The sequence below is a fragment of the Halobellus captivus genome, from assembly GCF_003697845.1.
In the GTDB taxonomy this organism is placed as follows: domain Archaea; phylum Halobacteriota; class Halobacteria; order Halobacteriales; family Haloferacaceae; genus Halorubrum; species Halorubrum glutamatedens.
Genome location: NZ_RDQE01000001.1, coordinates 346,618 through 370,601, shown reverse-complemented (window position 1 = coordinate 370,601; position 23,984 = coordinate 346,618). Strand labels below are relative to the sequence as shown.

The 23,984-nt window shown below is 69.1% G+C and carries 21 protein-coding genes; 7 read left to right on the top strand and 14 right to left on the bottom strand.

The annotated features are described in order from the left end of the window. Positions 1–38 precede the first annotated feature (38 nt). Positions 39–2,357 (top strand): hypothetical protein, encoded by a 2,319-nt coding sequence (locus EAO78_RS01905; RefSeq protein ID WP_122104161.1) that lies wholly within the window; start codon positions 39–41, stop codon positions 2,355–2,357. A gap of 10 nt (positions 2,358–2,367) precedes the next feature. On the opposite strand, the gene thrC is transcribed toward EAO78_RS01905, so the two are convergent. Next, the gene (gene thrC / locus EAO78_RS01900; protein WP_122104160.1) at positions 2,368–3,603 is read right to left on the bottom strand and encodes a threonine synthase; all 1,236 of its coding nucleotides are present in this window, start codon (positions 3,601–3,603) and stop codon (positions 2,368–2,370) included. Between the two features lie 147 nt (positions 3,604–3,750). On the opposite strand from thrC, the gene leuS reads away from it, so the two are divergent. Next, positions 3,751–6,441 carry a leucine--tRNA ligase gene (gene leuS / locus EAO78_RS01895; protein ID WP_122104159.1) on the top strand — a complete coding sequence of 897 codons (2,691 nt, stop codon included), beginning with the start codon at positions 3,751–3,753 and terminating at the stop codon, positions 6,439–6,441. 72 nt (positions 6,442–6,513) lie between these two features. Here leuS and EAO78_RS01890 read toward each other — a convergent pair whose 3' ends face one another. The 4 genes from EAO78_RS01890 to EAO78_RS01875 all read right to left on the bottom strand — a co-directional run bounded on the left by EAO78_RS01890 (position 6,514) and on the right by EAO78_RS01875 (position 9,639). After that, a complete protein-coding gene (locus tag EAO78_RS01890; protein ID WP_122104158.1) occupies positions 6,514–6,831 on the bottom strand; it encodes an RPA12/RPB9/RPC11 RNA polymerase family protein in 318 nt (105 codons plus the stop codon). Positions 6,832–6,957: 126 nt separating this feature from the next. Next, a complete protein-coding gene (locus EAO78_RS01885) occupies positions 6,958–7,677 on the bottom strand; it encodes a GNAT family N-acetyltransferase (RefSeq protein WP_122104157.1) in 720 nt (239 codons plus the stop codon). Positions 7,678–7,973: 296 nt separating this feature from the next. Continuing rightward, positions 7,974–9,275, bottom strand: a complete 1,302-nt coding sequence (locus tag EAO78_RS01880) for a ribonuclease catalytic domain-containing protein (protein ID WP_122104156.1) — start codon at positions 9,273–9,275, stop codon at positions 7,974–7,976. 67 nt (positions 9,276–9,342) lie between these two features. Then, positions 9,343–9,639, bottom strand: coding sequence for a DUF7562 family protein (locus EAO78_RS01875; RefSeq protein ID WP_122104155.1), 297 nt, complete (start codon positions 9,637–9,639; stop codon positions 9,343–9,345). Positions 9,640–9,786: 147 nt separating this feature from the next. Between EAO78_RS01875 and EAO78_RS01870 the strand changes: the two genes are divergently transcribed. Then, positions 9,787–10,266 carry a cation:proton antiporter regulatory subunit gene (locus EAO78_RS01870; RefSeq protein ID WP_122104154.1) on the top strand — a complete coding sequence of 160 codons (480 nt, stop codon included), beginning with the start codon at positions 9,787–9,789 and terminating at the stop codon, positions 10,264–10,266. 87 nt (positions 10,267–10,353) lie between these two features. Continuing rightward, positions 10,354–11,574: a cation:proton antiporter gene (locus EAO78_RS01865; protein ID WP_122104211.1), complete on the top strand. Its 1,221-nt coding sequence runs from the start codon at positions 10,354–10,356 to the stop codon at positions 11,572–11,574. 28 nt (positions 11,575–11,602) lie between these two features. Here the strand turns inward: EAO78_RS01865 and EAO78_RS01860 are convergent, their stop codons facing one another. From EAO78_RS01860 to EAO78_RS01845, 4 genes are all read right to left on the bottom strand, one after another. Then, complete coding sequence (locus tag EAO78_RS01860) at positions 11,603–13,021, bottom strand: amidohydrolase (protein WP_122104153.1); 1,419 nt, start codon at positions 13,019–13,021, stop codon at positions 11,603–11,605. A 99-nt stretch (positions 13,022–13,120) separates the two neighbouring features. Beyond that, positions 13,121–13,753 (bottom strand): dolichol kinase, encoded by a 633-nt coding sequence (locus tag EAO78_RS01855; RefSeq protein WP_122104152.1) that lies wholly within the window; start codon positions 13,751–13,753, stop codon positions 13,121–13,123. Between the two features lie 2 nt (positions 13,754–13,755). Beyond that, positions 13,756–15,558 (bottom strand): glycine--tRNA ligase, encoded by a 1,803-nt coding sequence (glyS, locus tag EAO78_RS01850; protein ID WP_122104151.1) that lies wholly within the window; start codon positions 15,556–15,558, stop codon positions 13,756–13,758. Beyond that, on the bottom strand, positions 15,558–16,406 hold the full coding sequence (locus tag EAO78_RS01845; RefSeq protein WP_122104150.1) for a CBS domain-containing protein: 849 nt from the start codon (positions 16,404–16,406) through the stop codon (positions 15,558–15,560). The genes glyS and EAO78_RS01845 overlap by 1 nt, the downstream gene beginning before the upstream one ends. A gap of 325 nt (positions 16,407–16,731) precedes the next feature. On the opposite strand from EAO78_RS01845, the gene EAO78_RS01840 reads away from it, so the two are divergent. Continuing rightward, entirely contained in the window at positions 16,732–16,953 is a 222-nt protein-coding gene (locus EAO78_RS01840) for a DUF7556 family protein (protein ID WP_122104149.1), read from the top strand. 43 nt (positions 16,954–16,996) lie between these two features. Here the strand turns inward: EAO78_RS01840 and EAO78_RS01835 are convergent, their stop codons facing one another. The 3 genes from EAO78_RS01835 to EAO78_RS01825 form a co-directional block, all read right to left on the bottom strand. Beyond that, positions 16,997–17,899, bottom strand: coding sequence for a ketopantoate reductase family protein (locus tag EAO78_RS01835; protein ID WP_122104148.1), 903 nt, complete (start codon positions 17,897–17,899; stop codon positions 16,997–16,999). 64 nt (positions 17,900–17,963) lie between these two features. Next, on the bottom strand, positions 17,964–19,196 hold the full coding sequence (locus tag EAO78_RS01830; protein ID WP_122104147.1) for a pyridoxal-phosphate dependent enzyme: 1,233 nt from the start codon (positions 19,194–19,196) through the stop codon (positions 17,964–17,966). Continuing rightward, entirely contained in the window at positions 19,196–20,152 is a 957-nt protein-coding gene (locus tag EAO78_RS01825; protein WP_122104146.1) for a succinylglutamate desuccinylase/aspartoacylase family protein, read from the bottom strand. Before EAO78_RS01825 ends, EAO78_RS01830 begins: the two co-directional genes overlap by 1 nt. Before the next feature lie 197 nt (positions 20,153–20,349). Here EAO78_RS01825 and EAO78_RS01820 point away from each other — a divergent pair, with 197 nt between their 5' ends. Beyond that, entirely contained in the window at positions 20,350–22,503 is a 2,154-nt protein-coding gene (locus EAO78_RS01820) for a caspase family protein (RefSeq protein WP_122104145.1), read from the top strand. Here EAO78_RS01820 and EAO78_RS18775 read toward each other — a convergent pair. Further along, positions 22,487–22,618: a conotoxin gene (locus EAO78_RS18775; RefSeq protein WP_238987597.1), complete on the bottom strand. Its 132-nt coding sequence runs from the start codon at positions 22,616–22,618 to the stop codon at positions 22,487–22,489. The two genes, EAO78_RS01820 and EAO78_RS18775, sit on opposite strands and share 17 nt — an antisense overlap. A gap of 336 nt (positions 22,619–22,954) precedes the next feature. On the opposite strand from EAO78_RS18775, the gene EAO78_RS01815 reads away from it, so the two are divergent. Then, positions 22,955–23,767 (top strand): helix-turn-helix transcriptional regulator, encoded by an 813-nt coding sequence (locus tag EAO78_RS01815; RefSeq protein WP_122104144.1) that lies wholly within the window; start codon positions 22,955–22,957, stop codon positions 23,765–23,767. A gap of 29 nt (positions 23,768–23,796) precedes the next feature. On the opposite strand, the gene EAO78_RS18040 is transcribed toward EAO78_RS01815, so the two are convergent. Next, the gene (locus tag EAO78_RS18040; RefSeq protein WP_203227805.1) at positions 23,797–23,934 is read right to left on the bottom strand and encodes a hypothetical protein; all 138 of its coding nucleotides are present in this window, start codon (positions 23,932–23,934) and stop codon (positions 23,797–23,799) included. Positions 23,935–23,984 lie beyond the last annotated feature (50 nt).

Sequence of the window (23,984 nt, the reverse complement as noted above, 5' to 3'; positions counted from 1 at the left end):
AGAAGGCTTATTCCCCTCTGTATTCGTCTCCGAACGGAATGACATCGGAAGGCTCCCGAACGACGGCCGATCGAACGACCCTCGATCGGCGGGCAGTTCTCGGCCGCCGGGCGTTCCTCGCCGCGGTCGGCGGCGCGGGTGCGACCTCGCTCGCGGGCTGTTCGGCCCTCGAACGGGGGACCGACGCCGGGACGGCCGGGATGGACGACGACCGCGTCCGCGAGCTCGCGACGCGGTTCGCCCCGGCGCTGTACTTCGACGTCCACGAGCCGTGGTTCCCGACGGACCCGCAACCCTACACGAGCGAGCGCGACGGCGAGACGGTCGTCGACGGCTTCGACGCGCTGAACGGCTATCACGAGCGGTTCGAGGGGACCGCGGGCGATCCGGACGAGACGCCGGCCCCGCCGGACCCGACCGTCTTCTACCACGGCGTCGAGTACGAGGACTCCCCGCTCGACGTCGTTCAGTTCTGGTTCTACTCCGCGTTCGACCAGTTCACCGCCAACTTCCACTGGCACGACTGGGAGGTGCTCCACGTCTTCGTCGATCGCGACACCGACGAGCCGCAGCTGTACGTCGCCAGCTCGCACTCCCGGCGGGTTCCCAACAACGAGTTCCTCGATCCGGACCCCGACCGGGTCCCGCGGATCCTCCCGGAGCTCGGCTCGCACTCCTCGACGCTGTCGGTCAACGAGGTGCCCGACCGGTTCCAGCGCGTGAGCGCCGACGGGCTGCTCGCGGACGTCACGAACTCCGCGATCGAGGGGATCGCGGACCTCGCGGAGGTGCCGCTCGCCTACGGGCTCCCCCGCGACGAGGGCGCGCGGCTCCCGTTCGTCGTCCCGGAGTACGAGGGCGCGCCCGTCTATGACCACGACCGACTCCCCGCGGTCGATCCCGAGTCGCTGATCGACGCCGCGCTCACCGTGCGCTCGCTCGACGCGCTGACGTCGCCGCCGACCGACCTCCCGCTGCGTGAGACGGGGATCGCCTTCGAGCACGCCGAACGCGTCGAAGGAGGCGAGGCTGGCGACGGCGACGCCGACGGTGGAGGGAGCGACGGACGAAGCGCGACCGTCCCGTACGACCTCGTCGCCAGCGCGGAACTCGAGGACATCGACGCGTTCGTCGGCCCGCAGCTGAGCTTCGAGTTCGCGGTTCCACGGGCGGTCGAGGACGCGGTCGCGGGTCACCTCACGACGACCGGGGTGCCGTGGGAGCAGCCGCGGTACGACAACCCGGCCGCCGACATCACCGCGCCGAACCACCGCGCGGAGCTGGCCGACCGGTACGACGCGATCGGCGACCCCACGCCGGTCAACACCGTCGTGGCGCGCGTCACGGACGCCGTCACGAGCGACGACGCCCCCGAGAACGAGGGGCTGACGACCACGGAATCCGGCGTCGAGTCGGTCGCCCTCCTGGAGAGCGACCCGGAGGCCGTGCCGACGTTCGGCGGCGTCGCGGTCGTTCGCGACGTCGAGAGCGGCGACCACCGGCTCACTGTCAACGGCGCGGGACGGGCCCCGCACAGCGAGCGGCTTGCCGTCGATCCGGCCGAGGACGAGACCGACCCGGTGACGGTCGCCGGCGTCGACGGGGAGATCCCGCTCGTCGCGCGCGAGGACGCGACGAAACTGGAGATCACGGACGACGGATCGGAGACCGACGTGGTCGGGACGGCCCTCGAGGACGACTTCGCGGGCCGGATATACGAGTCGTCGACGGAGGGATCGGACGCGGTGTACGTCCATTCCGGGGGTGCCTACACGACAGAGGTGCGCGACGCCGACGACGAGGTCGGCGCGTACCGGGTCAATCCCGACCCGGCAGCCGAGGGCGGCGTCCGGATCGACCGCCCCGAGACCGGGAAGGCGCCGCTCGCAGGCTTTTTAGCCGACATCGCGGAGGAGACGCGCGCGGCGGTCGCGGCGGCGGCCGACGCGGAGGACGGCGACGACGGAGATGACGACGACGGCGATGATGGCGACGACAGCGATGACGGCGACGATGACGACGACGGTAACGGCGGAAGCGGCGGGTCCTCCGGAACCGACGACTCGGGCGGCTCGAGCGGCTCCGGTGGCGGTCCCGAAAACGCGGTTCAGGGGCTCGAGCGCGCGCTCGCGGCCGTCGTCGACGCCGCAGAGCGGGCCGAGGAGCGGGCTCGCGAGGGCGACCGGGGGAACACGGACCGACAGCTCGAGGTCGTCGCCGAGCGGCTCCAGCGCGTCTCCGAGCGGCTGGAGGCGGCTCGAAGCGGGCTTCCGCCCGGACTCTCGAACGCGGCCGGAAACCGGCTGGAACAGGCCGACCGGCGCGCCGAGCAGGCTCGGGACGCGGAAAAGCTGTAGGGCCGTCGGATCAGCTTCCCTCGCCGTATCGCTCGATCACCTCCCGGACGTCGGGATCGACGGCAGCGACCTCGCCGCCGGCTCGCATCGCGCTCTGCGTGTCCTTCAGTCCGGTTCCGGTGACGACGACGGCGACCGACTCGCCCGCCTCGACGATCCCCGCCTCGCGCGCCTTTCGGAGACCGGCGACCGGGGTGGCCGCGGCGGGTTCGGCGTAGATCCCCTCGGTTCGCCCCAGAAGCGACTCCGCCGCGAGGATCTCCTCGTCGCTCACGAGCAGCGACTCCCCGTCGCTCTCCTCGAGCGCCGAACACGCCTTCACCGTGTTTCGGGGGCGACCGACCGAGATGCTGTCGGCGACGGTGTCGGCGACCTCGTCGACGTCGTCGTGTTCGTGGAAGGCGTCGTGGATCGCGCTCGCGCCCTCGGCCTGGACGCCGAGCATCCGTGGAGCCTCCTCGACGAGGTCGAGGTCGGCGAACTCGCGAAAGCCCTTCCAGCCGCCGGCGATGGTACAGCCGTCGCCCATCGAGAAGACGAGCCAGTCGGGGACCTCTCCACGGGTTTGTTCGGCCAGCTCGTGGCCCACGGTCCGTTTCCCCTCGACCTGGAAGGGGTTGACCGCGGCGTTGCGGTTGTACCAGCCGAACTCCTCGGTGACCTCCATGCTGAGGTCGTACGCCTCGTCGTAGCTGCCGCGGACGCCGAGGACGTCCGCGCCGTAGACGAGCGGCTGTGCCAGCTTCCCCTCGGGAGCGTCGCCGGGAACGAACAGGCGACAGTCGAAGCCGCCGCGGGCGGCGAAGCCGGCGAGCGACGCGGCGGCGTTTCCGGTGGAGGCGCAGGTGACGACGTCGATCCCGAACTCCCTCGCCTTGGTGGTCGAGACGCCGGTCGCGCGGTCCTTCAACACGCCGGTTGGATTCCGGCCGTCGTCCTTCACACGCAGGTCGACGCCGAGTTCGTCGCCGAGTCGGGGGGCGTCGAGGAGGGGAGTGCCGCCCTCGCCGAGCGTCACGGGTTCGACATCGTCGGCGACGGGGAGGAACGCCCGGTACTTCCACTGCGAGCCGATCCTCCCGTCGAGGGGTTCGTCGAACCGATCGAGCACCCGTTCGTAGTCGTATTTCACCTCGAGGATACCCTTCACGCCCGGGTGTTCGGGACAGGTGTAGATCACCTGGTCGGGGTCGTACTCGGCACCACAGAGCGTACACTCTAGCGTTTCGACGTGGTCCATATCCATGCGTCCGTGGGCGGGGACGAGAATCCATCGGCCGCAGACCACGATCGACCCTCGGTGACCGCGACGTCGACGCCCCGTCGCGGTTCGTCGGCTTCCCTGCGGATGGAAAGCTATACGACGCCGACCGCATCACGAGTATATAAGCAGATGTCTCAGGAGCCCTACGACCACACCGCGGTCGAGAGTCGGTGGCAGGAGGCGTGGACGGACGCCTCCGTGTACCGCACGCCGGACGACGTCGACGACCCGACGTACGTCCTCGGGATGTACCCGTATCCGTCCGGGAAGCTCCACATGGGCCACGTCCGAAACTACACGATCACGGACGCGTACGCCCGCTACCGCCGAATGTGCGGCGACGACGTGCTTCACCCGATGGGGTGGGACGCCTTCGGCCTCCCGGCCGAAAACGCCGCGAAGGAGCGCGACACCAACCCCCGCGACTGGACGTTCGACTGCATCGACACGATGCGCGGCCAGATGAAGTCGATGGGGTTCGGCTACGACTGGGACCGGGAGGTCACCACCTGTACTCCGGAGTACTACGAGTGGAACCAGTGGCTCTTCTCGCGGTTCTCCGACGCCGGACTCGTCGAGCGCCGCGAGGCCGAGGTGAACTGGTGTCCCTCCTGTGAGACGGTGCTCGCCGACGAGCAGGTCGAGGGCGAGGCGGAGCTGTGCTGGCGGTGTGACACGCCGGTCGAGACCCGCGACCTGGACCAGTGGTTCCTGGAGATCACCGAGTACGCGGACGAGCTGCTCGACGCCATCGACGACCTGGAGGGATGGCCCAACTCGGTCCGCCAGATGCAGCGCAACTGGATCGGCCGCCAGCACGGCAGTGAGGTGGATTTCGTCGTGGAAGGTCACGGTCCCGTCACGGCGTTCACGACCCGCCTCGACACGATCCACGGCGCGACGTTCTTCGCGCTCGCGCCCGACCACCCGATAAGCGAGCGGCTGGCCGAGGAGGACGACGCGGTCCACGAGTTCGTCCACCACGAGGCCGACCCCGACGGCGACGAGCCGAACGGCGTCGACACCGGATCGACCGCCACGAACCCGGTCACCGGCGAGGAGATCCCGGTCTTCGTCGCCGACTTCGTCCTCTCGGACGTGGGGACGGGCGCGCTGATGGCCGTCCCGGCCCACGACGAGCGCGACCACGCGTTCGCGACGAAGAAGGGCATCGAGATCCGTCCGGTGATCGCGCCCGAACCCGGAGAGGACGAAGTCGGCGACGCGGCGGGCGGCGACGTCGAGCCGACGGTCCCCGACGTGAGCGAGGAGGCGTTCACGGCGGACGGCGTCCTCGTGAACTCCGGCGAGTACGACGGGCTCGACAGCGAGACCGCCCGCGAACGGCTGACCGCGGAGATCGAGAGCGCCGAGGCGAGCACGCAGTACCAGCTCCGCGACTGGGGGATCTCGAGACAGCGCTACTGGGGGACGCCGATCCCGGTGATCCACTGTGAGGACTGCGGGCCGACCCTGGTGCCCGACGAGGACCTCCCCGTCGAACTGCCCGAGTTCATCAACACGACCGGCAACCCGCTCGACGCCGCCGAGGAGTGGAAGGCGACGACGTGTCCGGAGTGCGGCGCGGACGCGATCCGCGAGACCGACACGATGGACACGTTCGTCGACTCCTCGTGGTACTTCCTGCGATACGTCTCGCCGGACCTCGAGGACGCCCCCTTCGATCTGGAGCGGGCCAACGACTGGATGCCGGTCGACCAGTACGTCGGCGGCATCGAACACGCCGTGATGCATCTGCTGTACTCGCGCTTCTTCACCAAGGTGCTCGCGGACGAGGAGGGGCTCGAACACCGCGAGCCGTTCACGAACCTGCTCGCACAGGGGATGGTCCAACTCGAGGGCGAGAAGATGTCCAAATCCAAGGGCAACGTCGTCTCGCCCCAGCGGATCGTCGACGAGTACGGCGCGGACACGGCCCGACTGTTCATGATGCAGGCCGCCCAGCCCGAGCGCGACTTCGACTGGTCCGAGGAGGGCGTCAAGTCGACCCACCGGTTCCTGGCCCGGCTCGCCGACCTCGTCGAGGGCTACGCCGCCGGCGACGTGGCGACCACTGGCGCGGACGCCGACCGCGACACCGTCGACGAGTACGTCGCCGACGAGGTCGACGCCGCCGTCGTCATCGCCGGCGACGAGTACGACGACCTCACGTTCAACGTCGCGTTACGCGAGACGCAGGACCTCGTTCGGACGCTCCGTGGATATCGAGAGCATGCGGAGCCGAATCCGACGGTCTACGAGCGCGGGCTGGACGCCGCGATCCGCCTGCTCGCCCCGGTCGCCCCGCACCTCGCCGAGGAGCTGTGGGAGACGCTCGGCCGCGACGGGTTCGTCGTCGAGGCCGACTGGCCGAGCGCGACCGCCGACCGCGGGACGGTCGAGCGTCGCCGGCGGCTGGTGGCGAACACCCGCGAGGACGTGCGCGACATCGTCGAGGTCGCCGGGATCGAGGACCCCGAGCGGATCGACGTCGTCGTCGCGCCCGACTGGAAGTACGACGCGCTCGAGATCGCGATCGACAGCGACGCCGACAACCTGATCGGCGAGCTGATGGCCGAAGACCACATCCGCGAGCAGGGCGACGAGGCCGCCTCTTACGGACAGGATCTCCAGGCGGAGCGGGAGGCGCTCTCCGAGACGCTCTCGGGCGACGAGGAGTACGCCGCGCTGCGCGCGGCCGCCTGGCTGGTCGAACGCGAGTTCGACGCCCCCGTCGTCGTCGAGCGCGCCGCGGACGCCGATCCGGAGACGGCCCGCCACGCCGAACCCGGTCGCCCCGCGATCGACATCGTGGAGTAGGCGTCCATCCCTGGGGGGAACGAGGAGGGGATTTCGTCCGTATTTAAGCGGAGAGGTCCGCGAGATGCGCCGTCAGGACTCGCGCCACTTGTGGCCGCACTCGACGCAGGTGAACAGCCGAACCTCGTAGGAACCGCCCGGCTTCGGCATCATCTCGGAGGAGGCCCGCTCGCCGTCGCAGTCGTCCGCCGGACAGGGCTCCCGCACCGTCTCTGTGGAACCTCGGGTCGTATCGGCCACGGCGGGTGCCCCGTCGTCCCGCTGCCCCTCCCGGGTCGCCATCGCCGCTTCCGCTTGCGAATCCCGCGGCTCCTCGTTCTCACAGGAGCGGCACACCCACGCGTCGCCCTCCGTGTGCATGATCGAACCACACTCGTCGCAGAATTGCATTCTCAATGATCTACGAACGTGATGGATATAGGTTTTTAAAGCTCTGTTGAACTCCCTTATTCAGACATAAAACATTCTGAAACAGCTGGTCGGTGAGAACTGTGAATCGACCAGCGATGAAGGGTGTTACTGCTGATAGACGCCGAAATAAGCGGTGGCAAACCGATGAAACCCGAGGTCCTGAGCAAGTGCGACAGACCAGGGCCATGCATCTGAGGTTCGGTACTGCGGGAGAAGTCCGTCAGCGAATGCCCTCTCTGTGGCTTGAGAAACAACGATCTGGCCGTATCCATGCCCGCGGTAGTTCGGGTGTGTCACGACTGCCAGATGGGCAAGCAACCCTTCCCAGACGTCGAAGCCGGCGACCGCTACCAACTCTCCATCAACGAAAAGTCCCACCGTCTCGCCGGGAGTGAACTGTGTTCCGCCTTGGTCCCACTCACTATCCGGGATACTCCGTTGAAACGCCTGATAGGCAGCGGTATCGGCGGCTGTGAGGACCCGGGCATCCGATTCGACAGGCGTGAACGTTTCTCGATCAACGTATCCGTAGAATGTCGGGCCGATGGCCTGCTCAATACCATCGAAGCGAGTGAGCCACCCGTGGACCGCGTCCTCGTCCTCAGTATCGAGTGATACAACGGTCTCACTCCGGTCTTCGGCTGCGTCTAAGAGTGGGTCCGGTACACCGACGACCAGTGAGTCGCCGTGAGAAAAAAGTTGGATACCTCCCTCTTCGGCGCTGCCGGCAGTTCCCCCTGATTTCTCGAATGCGTTGGGAGGGACACCAAGGCGGTCAGCCCAATAGCGGCGGAGTGTCCACAGAGTACGTGAACTAAGACCCATGTATAAATATCGCACCCGTGGTTTGACACGTAATTATTTCGATAGGGGTCGTAGCAGAGTGAGCGGTAGATCCCCTGGGTTGACCGATCCAGATAGTCGGTCTTCTGTGGAATTCTCGTGTGAAATACGCGTATTGTATTCGACACGGCACTGCGAGCCGTCTTCGAATCGATGGAACGTTCGCCGGTCGACGAGCACCGCCGTGCGGACGATCGGTTCGCACGAACGGATCCGGAACGGGTCTCGAGACGGGGGACGCCCACGTCCGTCTCCCCGATCGACCTCTGAGCCAGCCCTCAGATCGTGTGTTTCGCCTCCTCGGCGTCCTCGACGACCTCCAGCCCGCGGTTGTTCACGGCGTAGGGGTCGAGCCCCTGTTCCTGGAGGAACTGCTTGTACAGCCGCTCCGCGGTCTCGCCGTCCTTCTGTTTGTCGCTGGCGCGGTCGCACAGCTCGATCAGGTTCTCGGGCACGTCGTTCTCGTGGACGATCCAGTGGTTGATGGTGTCCGAGAGCCGGCGGATGGGCGAGGTGAAGTGGCCGTAGATGTCGAAGTTGAGCGCGTGGTGGCCGCCGAACGGGTCGTTCATGTACTTCGCGCGCGGCATCACCTTGAGCACGGCCCGCTGGATCTTGTTGAGCTGGCGGTCGGGCGACTCCTCTAAGGCGGCGTTGACCGCCTTGCGCGGGTCGTCCCCCCACGCCGAGCCGGGGATGGAGACGCCGTCGAGCTCCTGGATCTCCTTGAGCGCCTCGTTCCACTGGTCGGGCGTCGGCTGCGGGTGGACGCGGTACATCGCCTCGACGCCACGGTCCCACATCAGGGTGTGTGTCACCGCCTTGTTCGCCTTCAGCATCGACTCCTCGATGATGGTGTGTGCTCGGTCGCGGCTGGGGTTCAACACGAGCGAGCCGTCCTCCTTGCGCTGTTCGTGCATCCGGTCGGCCAGTTCGTACGCGAGCGCGTTCTCCTCGCCGAGGGGTAAGGAGGGGTCCTCCAGCCGCTCCTCGCATTCGTTGTAGGTGAGCCGCTCGTCGGAGTTGATCACCGACTTGTAGATCTCGATGTCCTCGAACGAGAGCGTCTCGTCGTCGATCTCCATCTCCACCGTGTGTGCGAGCCGGTCCTCGTCCGGAACGAGCGAGCAGACGGTCTCGGCGAGCACCGGCGGGAGCATGTGGATCGTGTAGGCGGGCAGGTAGACGGTGTTCGAGCGCTCGACCGCCTCCTCCCACATCGACGTGTCGGGCGTGACGTAGTGGGTCACGTCGGCGATGTGGACCCACAGCCGGTAGGCGTCCTCCTCGCGCTCGATCGAGATGGCGTCGTCGAAGTCCTGGGCGTCGATCGGGTCCGTGGTCCACGTCGTCAGATCGCGGAGGTCCCGCCGCTCGTCGATCTCGGCTTCGATCTCGTCGTAGACGCCCTCGGTCCGGGCTTCGGCCTCGCGGAGGACCTCGGGAGGGAACTCGTCGCGGATCTCGAACTCCTCGAACAGGTCCTCGCGCTTGTCGGCGAGGCGGTCGGCCAGCTCCGGCGTGACCGTCACGGGACCCTGGTCCTCGGCGGAGCCCTGTTTCGGCTCGTCGTCTGACATACCGACCCCAACGGGGGTGCGTTAGAAAGGCCTGTCGGGGACGGTCGCGGTCGGGACGGTCCTCGGATCAGCCGTCGTCGCGTCGCTTCGCGGAGTCGGCGACGGCGTCCGTGTACCGATCGAGGAACTCCTCCTGTGAGAGGCCGTCGGACTCGATGGAGAGGACGAGCGACTCGAGGCCGTCGCGGGGCTGGTGACAGAGTTCGTCGTCGCAGTCGACACAGAGGTACTCGAACTCCTTGTCCCGCCGGTCCCAGCGGTTTCCCTCCTTGTCGTACTCGCGCGCGTCCTCGCGCAACACCGACTCCCCGCACGCGATACAGACCACGGTCCGACGGTCCCGACTCCTCGGGGAGCGCCACATAGGTGACACCTCGAACCCGGTCCACTTAGCGTTTGGTGCCGCCGGCTGACGTCCGTCCGACGGGTGCTCCCGGCGAGCGCCTCCGGCGTCGAACTCGATCCGGGATCGGTATACAGGACTATTACCGGGGCCGATCGTACACTCCGTATGACGATCACCGAATCCGACCTCCCGGGGGTCGGCAAGAAGTTCGAGATCGAACTCCACGACGGCGAAATGATCGTCGTCATCCACAACACGGGCAAACGCGAGCTGTTCTACCGTCCCGAACCGAGCGCCGACAGCCAGAAGGTGTTCGAGTTCGGCGACGACCTGGCCCGGACGATCGGGTCGATCATCGAGGGAGCCCACTTCCAGCCGCTCGAGCCGGCGACCCAGGAGACCACCCTTCCGGGCGGGATCCTCCTCGAGTGGTACGAGCTCCACCCCGGGTCCGGGCTGATCGGGGAGACGCTCGAGAGCGCGGAGATCGGCAACCGGACCGGACTCACGATCGTGGCGATCCAGCGCGACGACGAGACCATCGACAGTCCGCCGGCGAGCACGACGCTGAAGGAGGGCGACACGGTGATCGGCGTCGGCACCCGCGAGAACTGCGAGGCCTTCGAGGAACTCCTCACCGAATGACGGCGCGCTCCCCGCTCTCTGGGATCCCTTTCGAGTCCCCCTCGTCGGTGATCCTCCGTGGCTGACCTCCTCCTGGAGGTCGGCGTCATGTTCGCGGCGATCGCCGCCTCCGGAGCGATCGCGAACCGGCTCGGCCAGTCGGTGATCCCCTTCTACATCGTGTCCGGGATGCTACTCGGGGAGTTCGTCCTCGGTCGCGTCGGGCTCCCCGTCCTCGGTGAAGTGTACGTCGCCGAGTCGGAGTTCGTCGCGCTCGGCGCGGAGCTCGGGATAGTCTTCCTGCTCTTCTTTCTCGGGTTGGAGTTCAACCTCGATCGACTGCTCGCGCGACGCCAGGAGATAACCGCCTCGGGGACGATCGACCTCGGGATCAACTTCGGGGCTGGGCTGGTCCTCGGGTGGCTCGTCTTCGGGGCGCTCCTCCCGGCGGTCCTCCTTGCCGGGATCGTCTACATCTCCTCGTCGGCGGTGATCACGAAGTCGCTCATCGACCTCGGCTGGATCGCCAACGACGAGGCCGAGCCGATGCTGGGTACCCTCGTCTACGAGGACCTCTTCATCGCGGTGTACCTCGCGGTCGTCTCGGCGGTCGTCCTCGGGAGCGGCGGCGTCGCGGAGGCGGTCACGGACGTGGGGATCGCGGTCGGATTCATCCTCGCGTTGTTGCTTCTGGTGGCCGCCGGGACCGGCCTCTTCTCCCGGCTCGTCGAGACGGACGACCACGAGTCCGTCGTGCTCCGGACGCTCGGCGTGCTCGTCTCCATCGCCGGTGCGGCGCTCGCACTCGGCGTCAGCGAGGCCGTCGCGGCCTTCTTCGTCGGGATGGCGTTCTCCTCGACCGACCACGCCCACCAGTTGGAGGAGCTTCTCGAACCGCTCCGCGACACGTTCGCCGGCGTCTTCTTCTTCTGGATCGGGCTCGTGACCAACCCGCTGCTCTTCGGCGGCGTGCTCGGTCTGATCCTGCTCGCGGTGGTCGTCACGACGCCGACGAAACTCGTCAGCGGCTATCTGGGGGGCCGGGCGTTCGGGCTCGACACCCGACGATCGGCGCGCGTCGGCCTCGGAATGACGACCCGCGGGGAGTTCTCGCTCATCATCGCGACGATCGCAATAAGCGGCGCGAACGCCGGGACGTTCGACCCGGAACTCGCGGCGACGATCAACGCCTTCGCCGTCGGCTACGTGCTCGTGATGGCGATCCTCGGGACCACGCTGATGGGCTATTCCGGGCCGTTCGAGAGCTTCGCGGTCTCGTGGCTCGATGGCGACGACCCGGCGGCCCCCGATCCGGACCCGGGCGACTGAGGCGACCGAGCGGACTGCCCTCCCCGAGTCACTCGGCGGTCATGTCGAACGGCGGCTCCGCCTCCGGCGGCAGCGGCGTCTCGTACGGCTCGCCGCCGGTCGCCTCCTCGAACTCCGCGCGGGCCGCTTCGAGCCGCTCGGGATCGGTCATGAGGTCGTGAGCCGCCCCGGCGAGCACCTTCGCGGCGAACATCATCCCCTTCCGCGCGAAGTCGCCGTTGGCGGCGACGACCTGCCAGGAGTGCCCCGGCGCGCCGACCGGCCACGTCGCCGCGTTGAACTGGCCGGTGGGCGCGATGTAGCTCACGTCGCCGACCTCGGTCGACCCGCCGGAGGTCACGTCCTCGTTGAACGGCGGGACGGGTTCCGGGTACAACGCGTGCGGCTCGACGGTCTCCCGGACGTCCTCGGGAAGGTCCTCGAGTCGGGACTCCCGGTTGCTCTCCGAGACCGTCTCGAGGAGGTCGCGGGCGAACTCGTGGTCCGATTCGTCGTAGTCGATCGGCCCCACCGCCTCCATGTTCTCCCAGATGGCGTCCGTGACGGGGCCGTTCGCGAGGTAGTCGTGACAGCCCGAGAGGAAGCGTTCGCTGACCTCGGTCTGCGTCATCGTCGCCGCCCCCTGCGCGATGTCGCGGAGCCAGTCGGTGTTGCGTTCGACCTCCTCGCGGGTCGGTGCGCGCACGAAGTACCACACCGACGCCTCCGCGGGGACGACGTTCGGGGCGTCGCCGCCGTTCGGGATCGAGTAGTGGAGCCGCGCGTCGTCGGAGATATGTTCCCGCATGAACTCGACGCCGACGTTGGTGAGCTCGACGGCGTCGAGCGCGCTCCGTCCGGAGTCCGGCGATCCGCCGGCGTGTGCGGCCTCGCCCTCGAACTCGAAGAGGAGCGAGTTGAGCGCGTTCGAGCTGCCGACCCGCGGCGTGTTCAGGTCGCCGGGATGCCACGTCAACGCGGCGTCGAGGTCGTCGAAGACGCCCGCGCGGGCCATGTACGTCTTCCCGACGAGCGTCTCCTCGGCCGGACAGCCGTAGTAGCGGACCGTCCCCTCGAGTTCCCCTGCCTCGATCGCCCGCTTCACCGCGACCGCGGCCCCGAGCGTCGCGGTCCCGAAGAGGTTGTGTCCGCAGCCGTGCCCCGGGCCGCCCCGCTCGATCGGCGACCGCTCGGCTTTCACCTCCTGTGAGAGGCCCGGAAGCGCGTCGTACTCGCCCAGTATCCCGATCGTCGGGTCGCCCTCGCCGTAGGTCGCGACGAACGCGGTCGGCATCCCGGCGACGTCCGTCTCCACGTCGAACCCCTCCTCGCGGAGGGTGGTCGCGAGCGCCTCCGCCGACTCGTGTTCGTGAAGTCCCAGCTCCGGCGTCTCCCAGAGCCGTTCCGCGAGGTCGTACAGCAGCTCCCGTTCCGATTCGACCGTCTCGTACACTGATCGCGTGCTCATGGTGTGGTCGCTCGGCTCGCTCAAAGACGGGCAGGACGGATAAAGTCGCACCTCGCGGCCGTTCGATCCCCGAAGCGGTTCTCGCTCCCCGCTCGGGGTTCACCCGACGATCGCGACGGCGGCGATCATCCCGCCGATCGCGGCCGGCGGGATCGTGAGGTTGTCGTCGACGGCGATCCCGCGGACGATCGTGGGGATCCCGTCCGCGATCGTCGCCGCCGCCGCGCCGGCGACCGCGACGGCGACGCCCGCGGCCGTTCCGAACGCGGGGACGAGGAACGGGACGGCGACCGCGACACAGACGACGAACATCACGACCCACACGAGCCGGCGTTTCGGTTCCCGCGGACCGTTCGAGCCGAGCGCGCCGCTCACCGGGTCGCCGACGGAGAGCATCCACATCGCCGGGACCGCGAGCGTCGGGCTCGCGATCGACGTGCTCGCGAGCAGCGCGACGCCGGCCATGCTGACCTGATAGAGCGCGTACCCCCCGACCGAGTCGGACTCGTACTCGCGGGTCAGCGTCCGGTACACCGCGTGATCGAGCCCGACGACGAGGCGGAGGAACTCCAGAGTGCCGACGAGGACGACGCTGGCGACGAGCAGCGCCGCGGTCTCCCTCCACGAGAGCCAGCCGAGCAGGTACGGGACGGGGTAGAGGGTGCCGCTCGCGTGGACGAGCCGCCGCTCGAACTCCACGCGCTCGCGCCAGGCCGCCGCCGGGAGCGCCACGGTCAGTTCTCTGTCGTCTCGACGTCCGTGTCGACGGAGCCGTACCGGTCGATCAGGTCGTCGAAGGTCCCGCCGGTCCGGAGCGCGGCCAGTTCGTCCGCGAGGTCCGCGACGGGAACCCGGACCTGTGCCGCCGAGTCGCGCTCGCGGACGGTGACGGTCTCCGGACCGTCGCCCTCTACCCCGTCGCGGTCGACGGTCACACAGAAGGGGGTGCCGACCTCGTCCTGTCGGCGATACCGCCGCCCGATGGACCCCGAGTCGTCGTACGCGACCGCCAGTCCCGCCGCACGGAGGTCGCTCGCGACGCGGTCGGCGAGGTCGGTGAGCGGTTCGTCGTTCGTCACGAGCGGGAAGACCGCGGCGTCCCGCGGCGCGATCTCGGGGGCCAGAGAGAGGTACGTCCGCTCCTCGCCGTCGACCTCGTCGGTCTCGTAGGCGTGGGCCAGAAGCGTCTGGACGGTCCGGCCGACGCCGAAGGACGGCTCGACCACGTGGGGCGTGATGTGCTCGCCGCTCTCGGTGACCGTCTCGATCGAGAAGCTCGCCACGTCCGCGTCGACCTCGTGGGTCTCGCGCTCGTCGCCCTCGCCGACCTCGACGGTCACGGTCTCGCCCTCGAAGGCGTCGGGGTCGCGTCCGGCGAGCGTCTCCAGCGCCTCGGCGACCGCGGCGGCGTCGCCGCCGAACTCGGGACCGAGCACCGACATGTCGGGGTCGACGGTCGCGCGCTCCACCGTCTTGGGCTCGTCGTACCGCTTGAAGACGGTGAAGGAGTCGTCGCCGTACGCGTCGTGTTTCGAGAGGTCGTAGTCCCCGCGGTACGCGAAGCCGGCGATCTCGATCCAGTCGCCGTCGACCTCGCTCTCCGCGTCCCAGCAGTCGGCGGCGTAGTGGGCGCGCTCGCCCGCGAGGTGCTGGCGGAACCGGAACCGGTCGGTGTCGACGCCGACCCGCTCGTACCACTCCTGGGCGACGCCGAGGTAGTACCCGACCCACGGCGAGCCGATGATCCCCTCCGCGACCGCCTCGCCGACCGTGGTGTCGAGGTACTCGCCGTCCTCCTCGTCCTGTGCGGTCGCCGGGTAGAGCCGGACCTCGACGTCCTCGACGCGGTCGAGCGGCGGCTCGTCCGCCTCTGGGTCGATGAACTGCTCGAGCTCCGCCTGGGTGAACTCGCGGAGCCGGAGGAGTCCGCCCCGCGGCGAGATCTCGTTGCGGTAGGCGGGGCCGATCTGGGTGATCCCGAACGGGAGGCTCCCGCGGGCGTACTCCTTCAGCCGCGGGAACTCGACGAAGATCCCCTGGGCGGTCTCCGGGCGGAGGTAGCCGGGCTGGCCGTCGCCGGGGCCGATGTCGGTCGCGAACATGAGGTTGAAGTCCTCGACGTCCCGGCCCGCGAGCGGCGAGCCGCAGGAGGGACAGGCGACGTCGTGGTCGCGGATCAGCTCCTCGACCTCCTCGCCCGGCAGCGCCTCGGCGTCCTCGATCCCGGTCGCGTCCTCGACGAGGTGGTCCGCGCGGTGGGACTCGCCGCACTCGCCGCACTCGACGAGCATGTCGTCGAACCCCTCCAGGTGGCCCGACGCCTCGAAGACCGCCTCGGGCATCACGGTCGGGGCCTCGATCTCGCGGTTCCCCTCCCGGAGCGTGAACCGGTCGCGCCAGGCGTCCTCGAGGTTGCGTTTGAGCGCCGCGCCCTGCGGGCCGAAGGTGTAGAAGCCCGCGGTGCCGCCGTACGCGCCGTTCGCGCCGAAGAAGAACCCGCGCCGCTTCGCGAGCTCGACGAGCTCCGCACCGGCCATCAGATCCCCTCCAGGAGGTCGATGTCCCGGACGACCCCCGAAAGCTCCGTCCCGTTCACGAGCGGGACCTGCTCGATGTCGTTGGAGATCAGCTCCTGGGCGACCTCCTTCGCGGTCCGCGTGCCGCCGACGGTGACGATCTCGTCGGTCATGAAGTGGCGCGTCGCGCCCGCCGGGATCTCGACGTTGCGGGTCGGGAGGTAGCGCGCGCCCGTCGCCTTGATCCCCTCCCAGGACCACTCGGAGTCCTGCTCCGCGATCGAGTCGCCCGTGCTCGCCTCGCCCTCGACGACGCGGGCGACCTCGAGCACGTCGACCTCGGTGAGGATCCCCGCCATGTCCGCGTCGTCGTCGAGCACGACCGCGTACGGGACGCCGGCGAGGCCGATCTCGCGTTCCGCGACCGGCAGCGGCGTCTCCACGTGCGTGGCGTTGATCTCTCGGGTCGCGAGTCCCTCGACCGGCTCGTCGCCGTCGACCTCGCCGCGAGCGATCGCCCGAACCACGTCGGTGACGGTCACGATCCCGACGAGCTCGTCGCCGTCGACGACCGGGAGCCGGCGGGAGCGCTCCGAGACCATCGTCGCGGCCGCCTCCTCGATCGTCGCGTCCGCGGTCGTCGCCGGTACCTCGCGCATCAACAGCGCGAGCTGGTCCTCGTCCGGCTGGTCGATGAGGTCGTCCCGGGAGACGAGCCCGCGGTACACCTCCTCGCCGTCGACGTCCTTGACGACGGGGACGGAGGAGAAGCCGTACTCCTGGAGGTACTCCAACACGTCGTTCCGGCTGCCGGGGATCTCGACGACGACGAGGTCGGCCCGCGGCGTCATGGCGTCTACTACGTTCATGCCCCGTCTTTCAGCGTCGCTCCTCTTGTATCCCCCGAAGGGCGATCACGGTCCGGATCGACGTCGGCACGCGGTCGTCGCGTCGTCATCGCGGCCTCCCGGCGTCTCTCGGTTCCCCCCGTCCCGCCGTCCCACTCCCGTTCTTCGGTCACTCGCTACCGTCCCGGCGACCATCGGATCGATCGTCGTCGGATCGGCGGAAACCGTCGGATCGATGGCGATCGCTCGGCTCCGTCGTCGATTCCGGCACGAACCGCCGCGTCTTCCGACGGATCCCGGTTCGCGGTTCGCAACCCTTTTGAAGGACTGTGAACTAATCACAATCATGTCACGGAGTTCCACTCCATGGGACGACCCGGACCCCGACCGTCGGCGGACGGCGCTGCCGACGGACGCGGAGCCGACGGACCCTTCCTCGACCGACGTGATGGCGTCGATCGACTCCTCCTCGTCGCGACCGGAACTCGTGATCGCCGACGTCTCCCGCGAGAACGCGTGGCTCTCCGTCGACGAGCGGAACGCGACCGTCCTCGAGGAGTGGTGCTGACGGCGACGACCCGCCAACTCCCCGCCGATCGGCGGTGGCCCGATCAGTTCCTTCGGAGCTCCCGCCCCGCCTCCCACGCCCGTATCACGGACGCTAGCGTCCGGCACGTCGGCACCGGAACCTCCAGCCGAGCGGCGCGCTCGAGGACGACTCCGTAGATCGCGTCGACCTCGGTCCGTCGGCCGGCGGCGACGTCCTCGCACATCGACGAGCGGTTCGCCGCCGTGTCGCGAGCGACGCGCTCGAGCGCGTCGACCGCCGCCGACTCCGACAGGTCGGCTCCCTCCGCCTTCGCGACGCGGGCGACCTCGCGTGCCGCCCCGCGGGCGACGCCGCCCGCGGGCCCCTCCAGCGTCTCGCCGTTCGTGACCCGTGCGAGCGCCGAGGGGCCGTTGATCCCCGCGTTGACTGCGAGCTTCTCGTACCGCCGCCGGGGCATGTCGCCGGCGGCGGCCGCCTCGATCCCGGCGTCGGTGAACGCCCGGGAGACCCGCTCCGCGAGCGCGCTTTCTCGTCCCTCGAGCGAGCCGACGACGACCTCGCCGACCCCGGTACACCGCACGCGTCCGGGCTCGAGGAGTCGTGCGCCGTAGCTCGCCGTCCCCGCGAGGACGGGGGGCTCGAGCGCCGCGACGAGGCGCTCCTCGGTGAGCCCGTTCTGGAGCGAACAGACCGCGCCGTACTCGCCGGTCGCGAGCGCCCGCGCCGCCGCGTCCGTGTCGTACGCCTTCGTCGTCACCAGCGCGAGGTCCGCCGACAGATCCCGGCCGACCGTCAGCGCTCGCGGGCGGACGCACGCGTCGATCCGTCCGTCGATCCGTAACCCCTCCTCGCGGACCCGCCGCATGTGCGGGTCCCGGCCGACGAGCGTCACGTCGTGGGCACGTGCGAGCAGCCCGCCGACGAGGCTGCCCAGCGCGCCGGCGCCGTACACGAGGACCTCCATGCGCGACCGAACGACCCGCCGTCGAAAAGCGGTGTCGGTGGCGGGAGCTCCCCGTCCCGGGCCGTCAGCCTTTCAGCCCGCTCCCGGTCAGCGGGACGACGACGTCCTCGTCGGCGTCGATGGCCCCGCGAGCGCGGAACTCGCGGAGGGCGGCCGGCGCGACCGCGCACGTCGGTTCGGTGTAGAAGCCCGCGGCGTGGAGCCGGTCGAGCTCCCGCTTGCCGGCGGCCTCGGTGACCGCGACCGCGTCGCCGCCGGTCCCGCGTATCGCCTCGAGGACCTCCTCCCGTCGAACCGGCTCGGCGATCCGGATCCCGTCGGCCGACTCGTTGCGTTTCCCGTCGGGGTCGGCCGCCTCGGGGCCGTGAAGCTCCCGGACGATCGGCGCGGTTCCGGCCGCCTGTGCGCCGTAGAGCCGCGGAACCGAATCGGTCCAGCCGGCCTCGCGGAGCCGCTCGAACCCCCAGTACGCGCCGAGAAAGAGGGTACCGTGTCCGAGCGGAGTCACGACCGCGTCGGGCGCCTCCCAGTCGCGCTGGCGTGCGATCTCGTAGGCGACGGTGGCGGTCCCCTCGAAGAAGGCCGGGTTCCAGGCGTGGCTCGCGTACCAGGCGGGGCCGGCTCCGGAGCCGTTGAGGTCCTCCTCGCTCGCGCCCCCGGACCCGTCCCCGTCCGGATCGAGCGCGGCCACGCACGCGTCGGTCACGTCCGCGCGCGACCCCTCCACCCGTACCGGCGTCGCTCCGGCCCGGCGGATCGCCCGGAGCTTCGCCTCCTTCACGTCGGCGGGGACGTACACCTCGGCGTCGATCCCCGCGCGAGCGGCGTAGGTCGCGATCGCGGCCCCGGCGTTGCCAGACGAGTCCTCGACGACGCGGTCGACGCCCAACTCGCGAGCGCGCGTGAGCGTCGTCGTCGCGCCGCGGTCCTTGAACGAGCCCGTCGGGAAGACGTACTCGAGCTTGAACTCGGCGTTCCACGGGTCGTCGAGGGCGTCGCCCGCGGCTCCATCCGCGTCGCTCGCAGCCCCGTCCGCGTCGACGAGCGGCGTCGAGCCCTCGCCGAGGGTCACCCGATCCGCCGGGTCGTCGCCGACGGCGATGAAGTCCTCGAAGGCCCACAGGCCGGGTCGCGCGTCGAACGCGCCGGGATCGGGCGGCCCGCCCGGCGGGATCGCCCGGTCCGCGAACTCGAGCGGGGAGCCGCACGTACAGCGCCAGCGATCGGGAAACGCGGTCCCACAGTCGGGACACGTCAGGGGTCTCGGCGTGTCGTCGTCGCGGTCGGATCCCGTCATCAGTATCGGTCGACGTTGGTCCCGACGGAGCAGACGTACTCGCCCGCGGCGACCTGGGGAAGCCGGCGGGTCCGCCAGAACACCCCGTCCGCGTCGGCGGTCACCCGACCCTTTCGCTCGCCGAAGGTGTCCGTCACCTCGAAGAGCGTCTCGCCCGCGGACACGCGGTCGCCGAGGTCGGCCTCGAACCGGACGAGCCCGCCCGCCGGCGACCCGTACTGGTCGAACCCGCGGGCCCGGACCTGTTCCTCGACCCCGACGCTCCCGTCGAGGAAGCCGTAGTGGCGGAGCACGTTGAACAGCCCCTCGACGCCGTATCGGATCGACTCCTCGTTCCAGCCGACGCAGCCGCCGAGTTCGGGATCGATCGTCGGGATCCCCTGGTCGGGGCCGGCCCGCGCGAGCTGACCGTCTGGCCCCTTGATGTCGAGCACGTGCCCGCAGCCGAACACCTTCGCCAGCTCGAGACAGTCCCCGTGGAGGTGGTGTCTGATCCCGCAGCGGACCCGCGTCTCGTTTATCATGCGGCTCGTCGACCCCTGGTGGAGGTCGACTATCAGGTCGGCGCGCTTCGCCTCCTCGAAGGTCGCGTGGGCGATCCGCTCGCTCGTCGTGCCGTCCGTGTCGCCGGGGTAGCCGCGGTTCATCTTGCGGTCGTCGATCGGGTTCCGATGCTCGGCCACCTGGAACGCGAAGTAGTTGACGATCCCGACGACGAGGACGACGCCGGACAGCTCCGTCGGATCGACGCGGGGAACGAACCGGTTCACGACGCCCAACCCGTTGAGTTCGTCGCCGTCGCTGACCGCCTGTACGTAGAGGGTCTTCCCCTCCTCGGACCCGTTGATGACGGCGACGGGGAGCCGGACCGGGCTCCCGTCCCGCGTCTCGCCCACCTCGAGACGGCCGGTGTCCGTCTCGCCCGGGGACGCTCGCGCCGTACCCAGCGTGATCATTACGCGGACGTGGGTCGGCGGCCCCTTTATCCGTTCGGTCGGCGGCGGTTTCCGCCCCTCGGGTCGGCCGATGGGGAGCGATCCGGGGCGACGAGCCCGATCGACGTGCGGCGATCCGCGACACAAGGTTTACACTCGCCTCCGCCGAACGGACGGTAGTTACTGCCGTCCCGACGGCCGATCGCGGCCAACCGCACATGAGCATCGACATCGACCCGCTGTGTGACGCGCCCGGTCTCACGGTCACGGACCACATCGAGAACACGCAGTTCGAACTCTACACCGACCGGCCGGTCACCCCGCGGCCCTCCCCGGTCGAGGACCACTACTTTCCGGTCGACGCGAGCGTGACCGTCGAGACCGGCTCCATCGAGATCCCGCGGATCGCGGTCGTCGAGGTCCGATCCAGCGACGGAGCCCTGCTCGCGCGCGACGACGACCTCACGATGCCCGCGGGGGAGTACCACCTCGGTATCGACCCCGCGCCCACGAAGCTCTACTCGCACTTCGAGTCCGGGTTCTCCGTCACGACGACGGATCGAACCACCCGGATCGACCTCGAGACGGCCACCGAGGTGACCCTCGGATTCCGGTCGCTCCATCAGCGGCCGGCGGGGACGATCACGACGCCGACGGACCCGGAGTCGCTGATGGACGCGATCTCGCACCTCGGATCGGCCCTCCAGACGACGAGCCCGGAGCGCTCCTTCCCGACGCTCCGCGGACACCCGCCCCTCATCGAGCCGGGAACGGCGTTCCACGTGCCCGACCGGATCGAGCGACCCGAAAGCGGCGTGCGGATCGTGGTCCCCCCCTCCTACCGGGACGTCTACCCCGTCGTCCCGCTCGCGTACTACTTCGCGGCCGAGGTGGTTCCGGGCTCCGAGACGCGGATCGAGGGCGACGGCTGGATACACTCGCTCGAACCGGACGTCGAGCGGCGGGCCGCCGAGGCCCTCCGGCAGTCGTTCCACTTCGACTGTATCGCCCGGACGGAGGGGTTCTACCCGGTCGACCTCCACGAGCGGGAGGCGACCGTCGCCGACCTCGACTGGGCCACGCTGTACGAGGCTCCGCTCGCCGAGCGGCTCGGAGCGTACCTCGAGGTGCCGTTCGAGCGGATCGAGTCGGAGCTCCCGAAATGGACGCTCACGACCGATATCCGTCCCGATCCCGACAACGTCGAAGCGCTCCCGTTCGTGGCCGGAGAGCTCTCCATCGTTCGGTCGCCGGAGACGGCCACGCCGGCCGAGACCGGTCCGGGCGGCGGGATCGGGTTCCTCCGAGCGCCCGAGCCGGGCCCCGCGGAGTTCGTCCGCGGCGGAACGGGCGTCGAGGAGGGTCCCGACGCCGGCGCCGAGCCCGCTCGCCGCGGGGCCGGACCGCGCGGGGCCGACGCCCCGGGCGACCACGGAGCTGCGCTCGGGTCCGCCGAGTTCGTCCGTCCCGACCCGGTCGAGACGGTAGAGCACGCCTGGGTCGGCGACGGGGTTCCCCTCGACGCGAACAAGGCCACGCTCGACGCCTACCGCCGCCGGCTGGAGACGGGGGCCGTCGAGCAGTCGCGCATCTCGGTGCTCGTCGTCTGTAACGACGAGCAGATGCGCGAGGAGGGGAAGGTGTCGGAGCTCTACGGGCTCCGGGACATGGTCCAGTTCGACATCGAGGTTCGCCACGACCTCACCTGCGCGGAGATGCGCGACGTACTCGCCTCGGACGTGGACTTCCTCCACTACGTCGGCCACGTCGACGATCGAGGGATGCAGTGTACCGACGACTACCTCGATCTCACACGCGAGGACCTCCGGGTCAGCGTCAGCGCGTTCCTCCTCAACGCGTGTCAGTCCTACGAGCAGGGGGAGGCCCTGATCCACCGCGGGAGCCGCGGCGGGATCGTCACGCTCAGCGACGTCGCGAACTCGCCGGCGACGACGCTCGGCCGGATCGTCGCCCGACTGATGAACAGCGGGTTCAACCTCCGGACCGCGCTCCACGTCGCGAAACGGGAACTGCTCACCGGCCACCAGTACATCGTCGTCGGCGACGGCGCGACCACGATATGTCAGAGTCGGAGCGGGGTAGCGGTCGTCGGTGAGATCACTTCGACAGAATCCTCGATTTGGGATCTCACAGTAGAGGCATATCCAAATGGACCGTATGGTATCGGCACTCTTTATCGACCGGTAACGACGAAATCCGAGGCTAACTACACCGTGCCGTCGGTGGCTCACGTCGGAGACATTTCCGAAGAAGAGCTCGAAGAATGGCTTCAGCTGGAGACGCTTCCGATATTCCGCCAAGAAGAGCTCTACTGGAGTGACGAACTATTCCCGCTCAGGGACCAGGAGTAGCCTGAACAGCGTTCGCCGATGCGGGGGCCGCCTGCGTCAACAGCAGCAGGGCGGTGAACAGGACGCCGGTCATCTTCGGGTGCTCTGCCAGGTATGCCGCAATGCTTTCGGGCATATTACACCAAAATGCGCGTGAGATTAAGTTCTAGTCTTATGCGAAGTGGCACGTCTCGGATGTTTGAACTTCATATATTGCGAAAGAAATTTACTCGACCGCTCACGCGGTTCCACGACGACGATGCGGAGGCGGCGATCCGACACGGGACCGCGATCCGACACGGGACCGCGATCCGACACGGGACCGCGATTCACGTCGTCGCGAAACTCGCTTCTCCCCGTCGCAAAGACACGTTTCTCGTCGGATCGGGTACTCCGTCCGCGTTGCCTTCGCGGCGGCGTCCGCTCCGACGACACGATTATCACGCGGGTGTCCGTATCTCAGTGAGAGACGATGGCGTCCGACAGCGGACACGACGACGCACGATACCTCGCCGGATCGCCGGTACGGATCGCGATACTCCGGGCGCTCGACCGGAACCCGCGACGGCCGGCGTCCCTGACCGACGCGGTCGACGCGACGCGGACCACCGTCCAGCGGATCCTGGCCGGATTCCGCGAGCGTCGGTGGGTCGTCAAACGCGACGGTGCCTACCACGTGACGCCGACGGGCGAGCGCGTTCACGCCGCCTACGAGGACCTGCTCTCGGAGATCGACCGCGGCGACCGGTACGGGCGGTTCGCCGCCGACTTACAGCGGGCAGGCGCGGCGTTTCCCGCGGCCGGGCTCGAGACGGGCGATCTCACCGCGGCGACCGACCGCGACCCGCTGGCCGCGCTCGACCGCGTCGTGGAGCTGATCCGCGACACGTGCGGATCGGACGTCAGGGCCGTCTCGCCGATCGTCACGACCCAGTACAACGAGGCGGCCGGGGCCGCACTCGACGCGGGCGCGGAGATCGAGTTGATCATCGACCGGGAGGTGTTGGAGACGTCGATCGCGGAGTTCGGGCCCGCGACCGACCGGGCCCTGTCCGACGAGGGTGCGACGGTGTACGTCTCCGCCGAACCCATCGAGTACGGGCTGTTCCGGTACGACGACGTCGCCTGCGTGGTCGCCTACGACGAGCGAAACAACCCACGCTGCGCCTTCGAGACCACGGACGAGACGGTCGTCGAGTGGGCGGACGAGCGGTTCGAGTCGCTCGTGGGCGCGGCCACGCCGCTCTCGACGGTGATACGGGAGTCGTCAGTGACTCAGGAGTGACCGGGAGTCGCTCGACATCCCGACGGAGGTCATCGTTCGTCGGCTCCGCCGACTGACCCGCTATCGCCCGACTCGCGATCATCGGTCCCCTCGCGTCGCTCCGGGTCGAAGTTGACCGGCACGACCGTCGGGTGATCCATGCCGAACGACGGGGCGGAGGTCGTCATGGTCCTACCCGATACTACCGGTTCCACCCTCTAAAAATTACTCATACGCA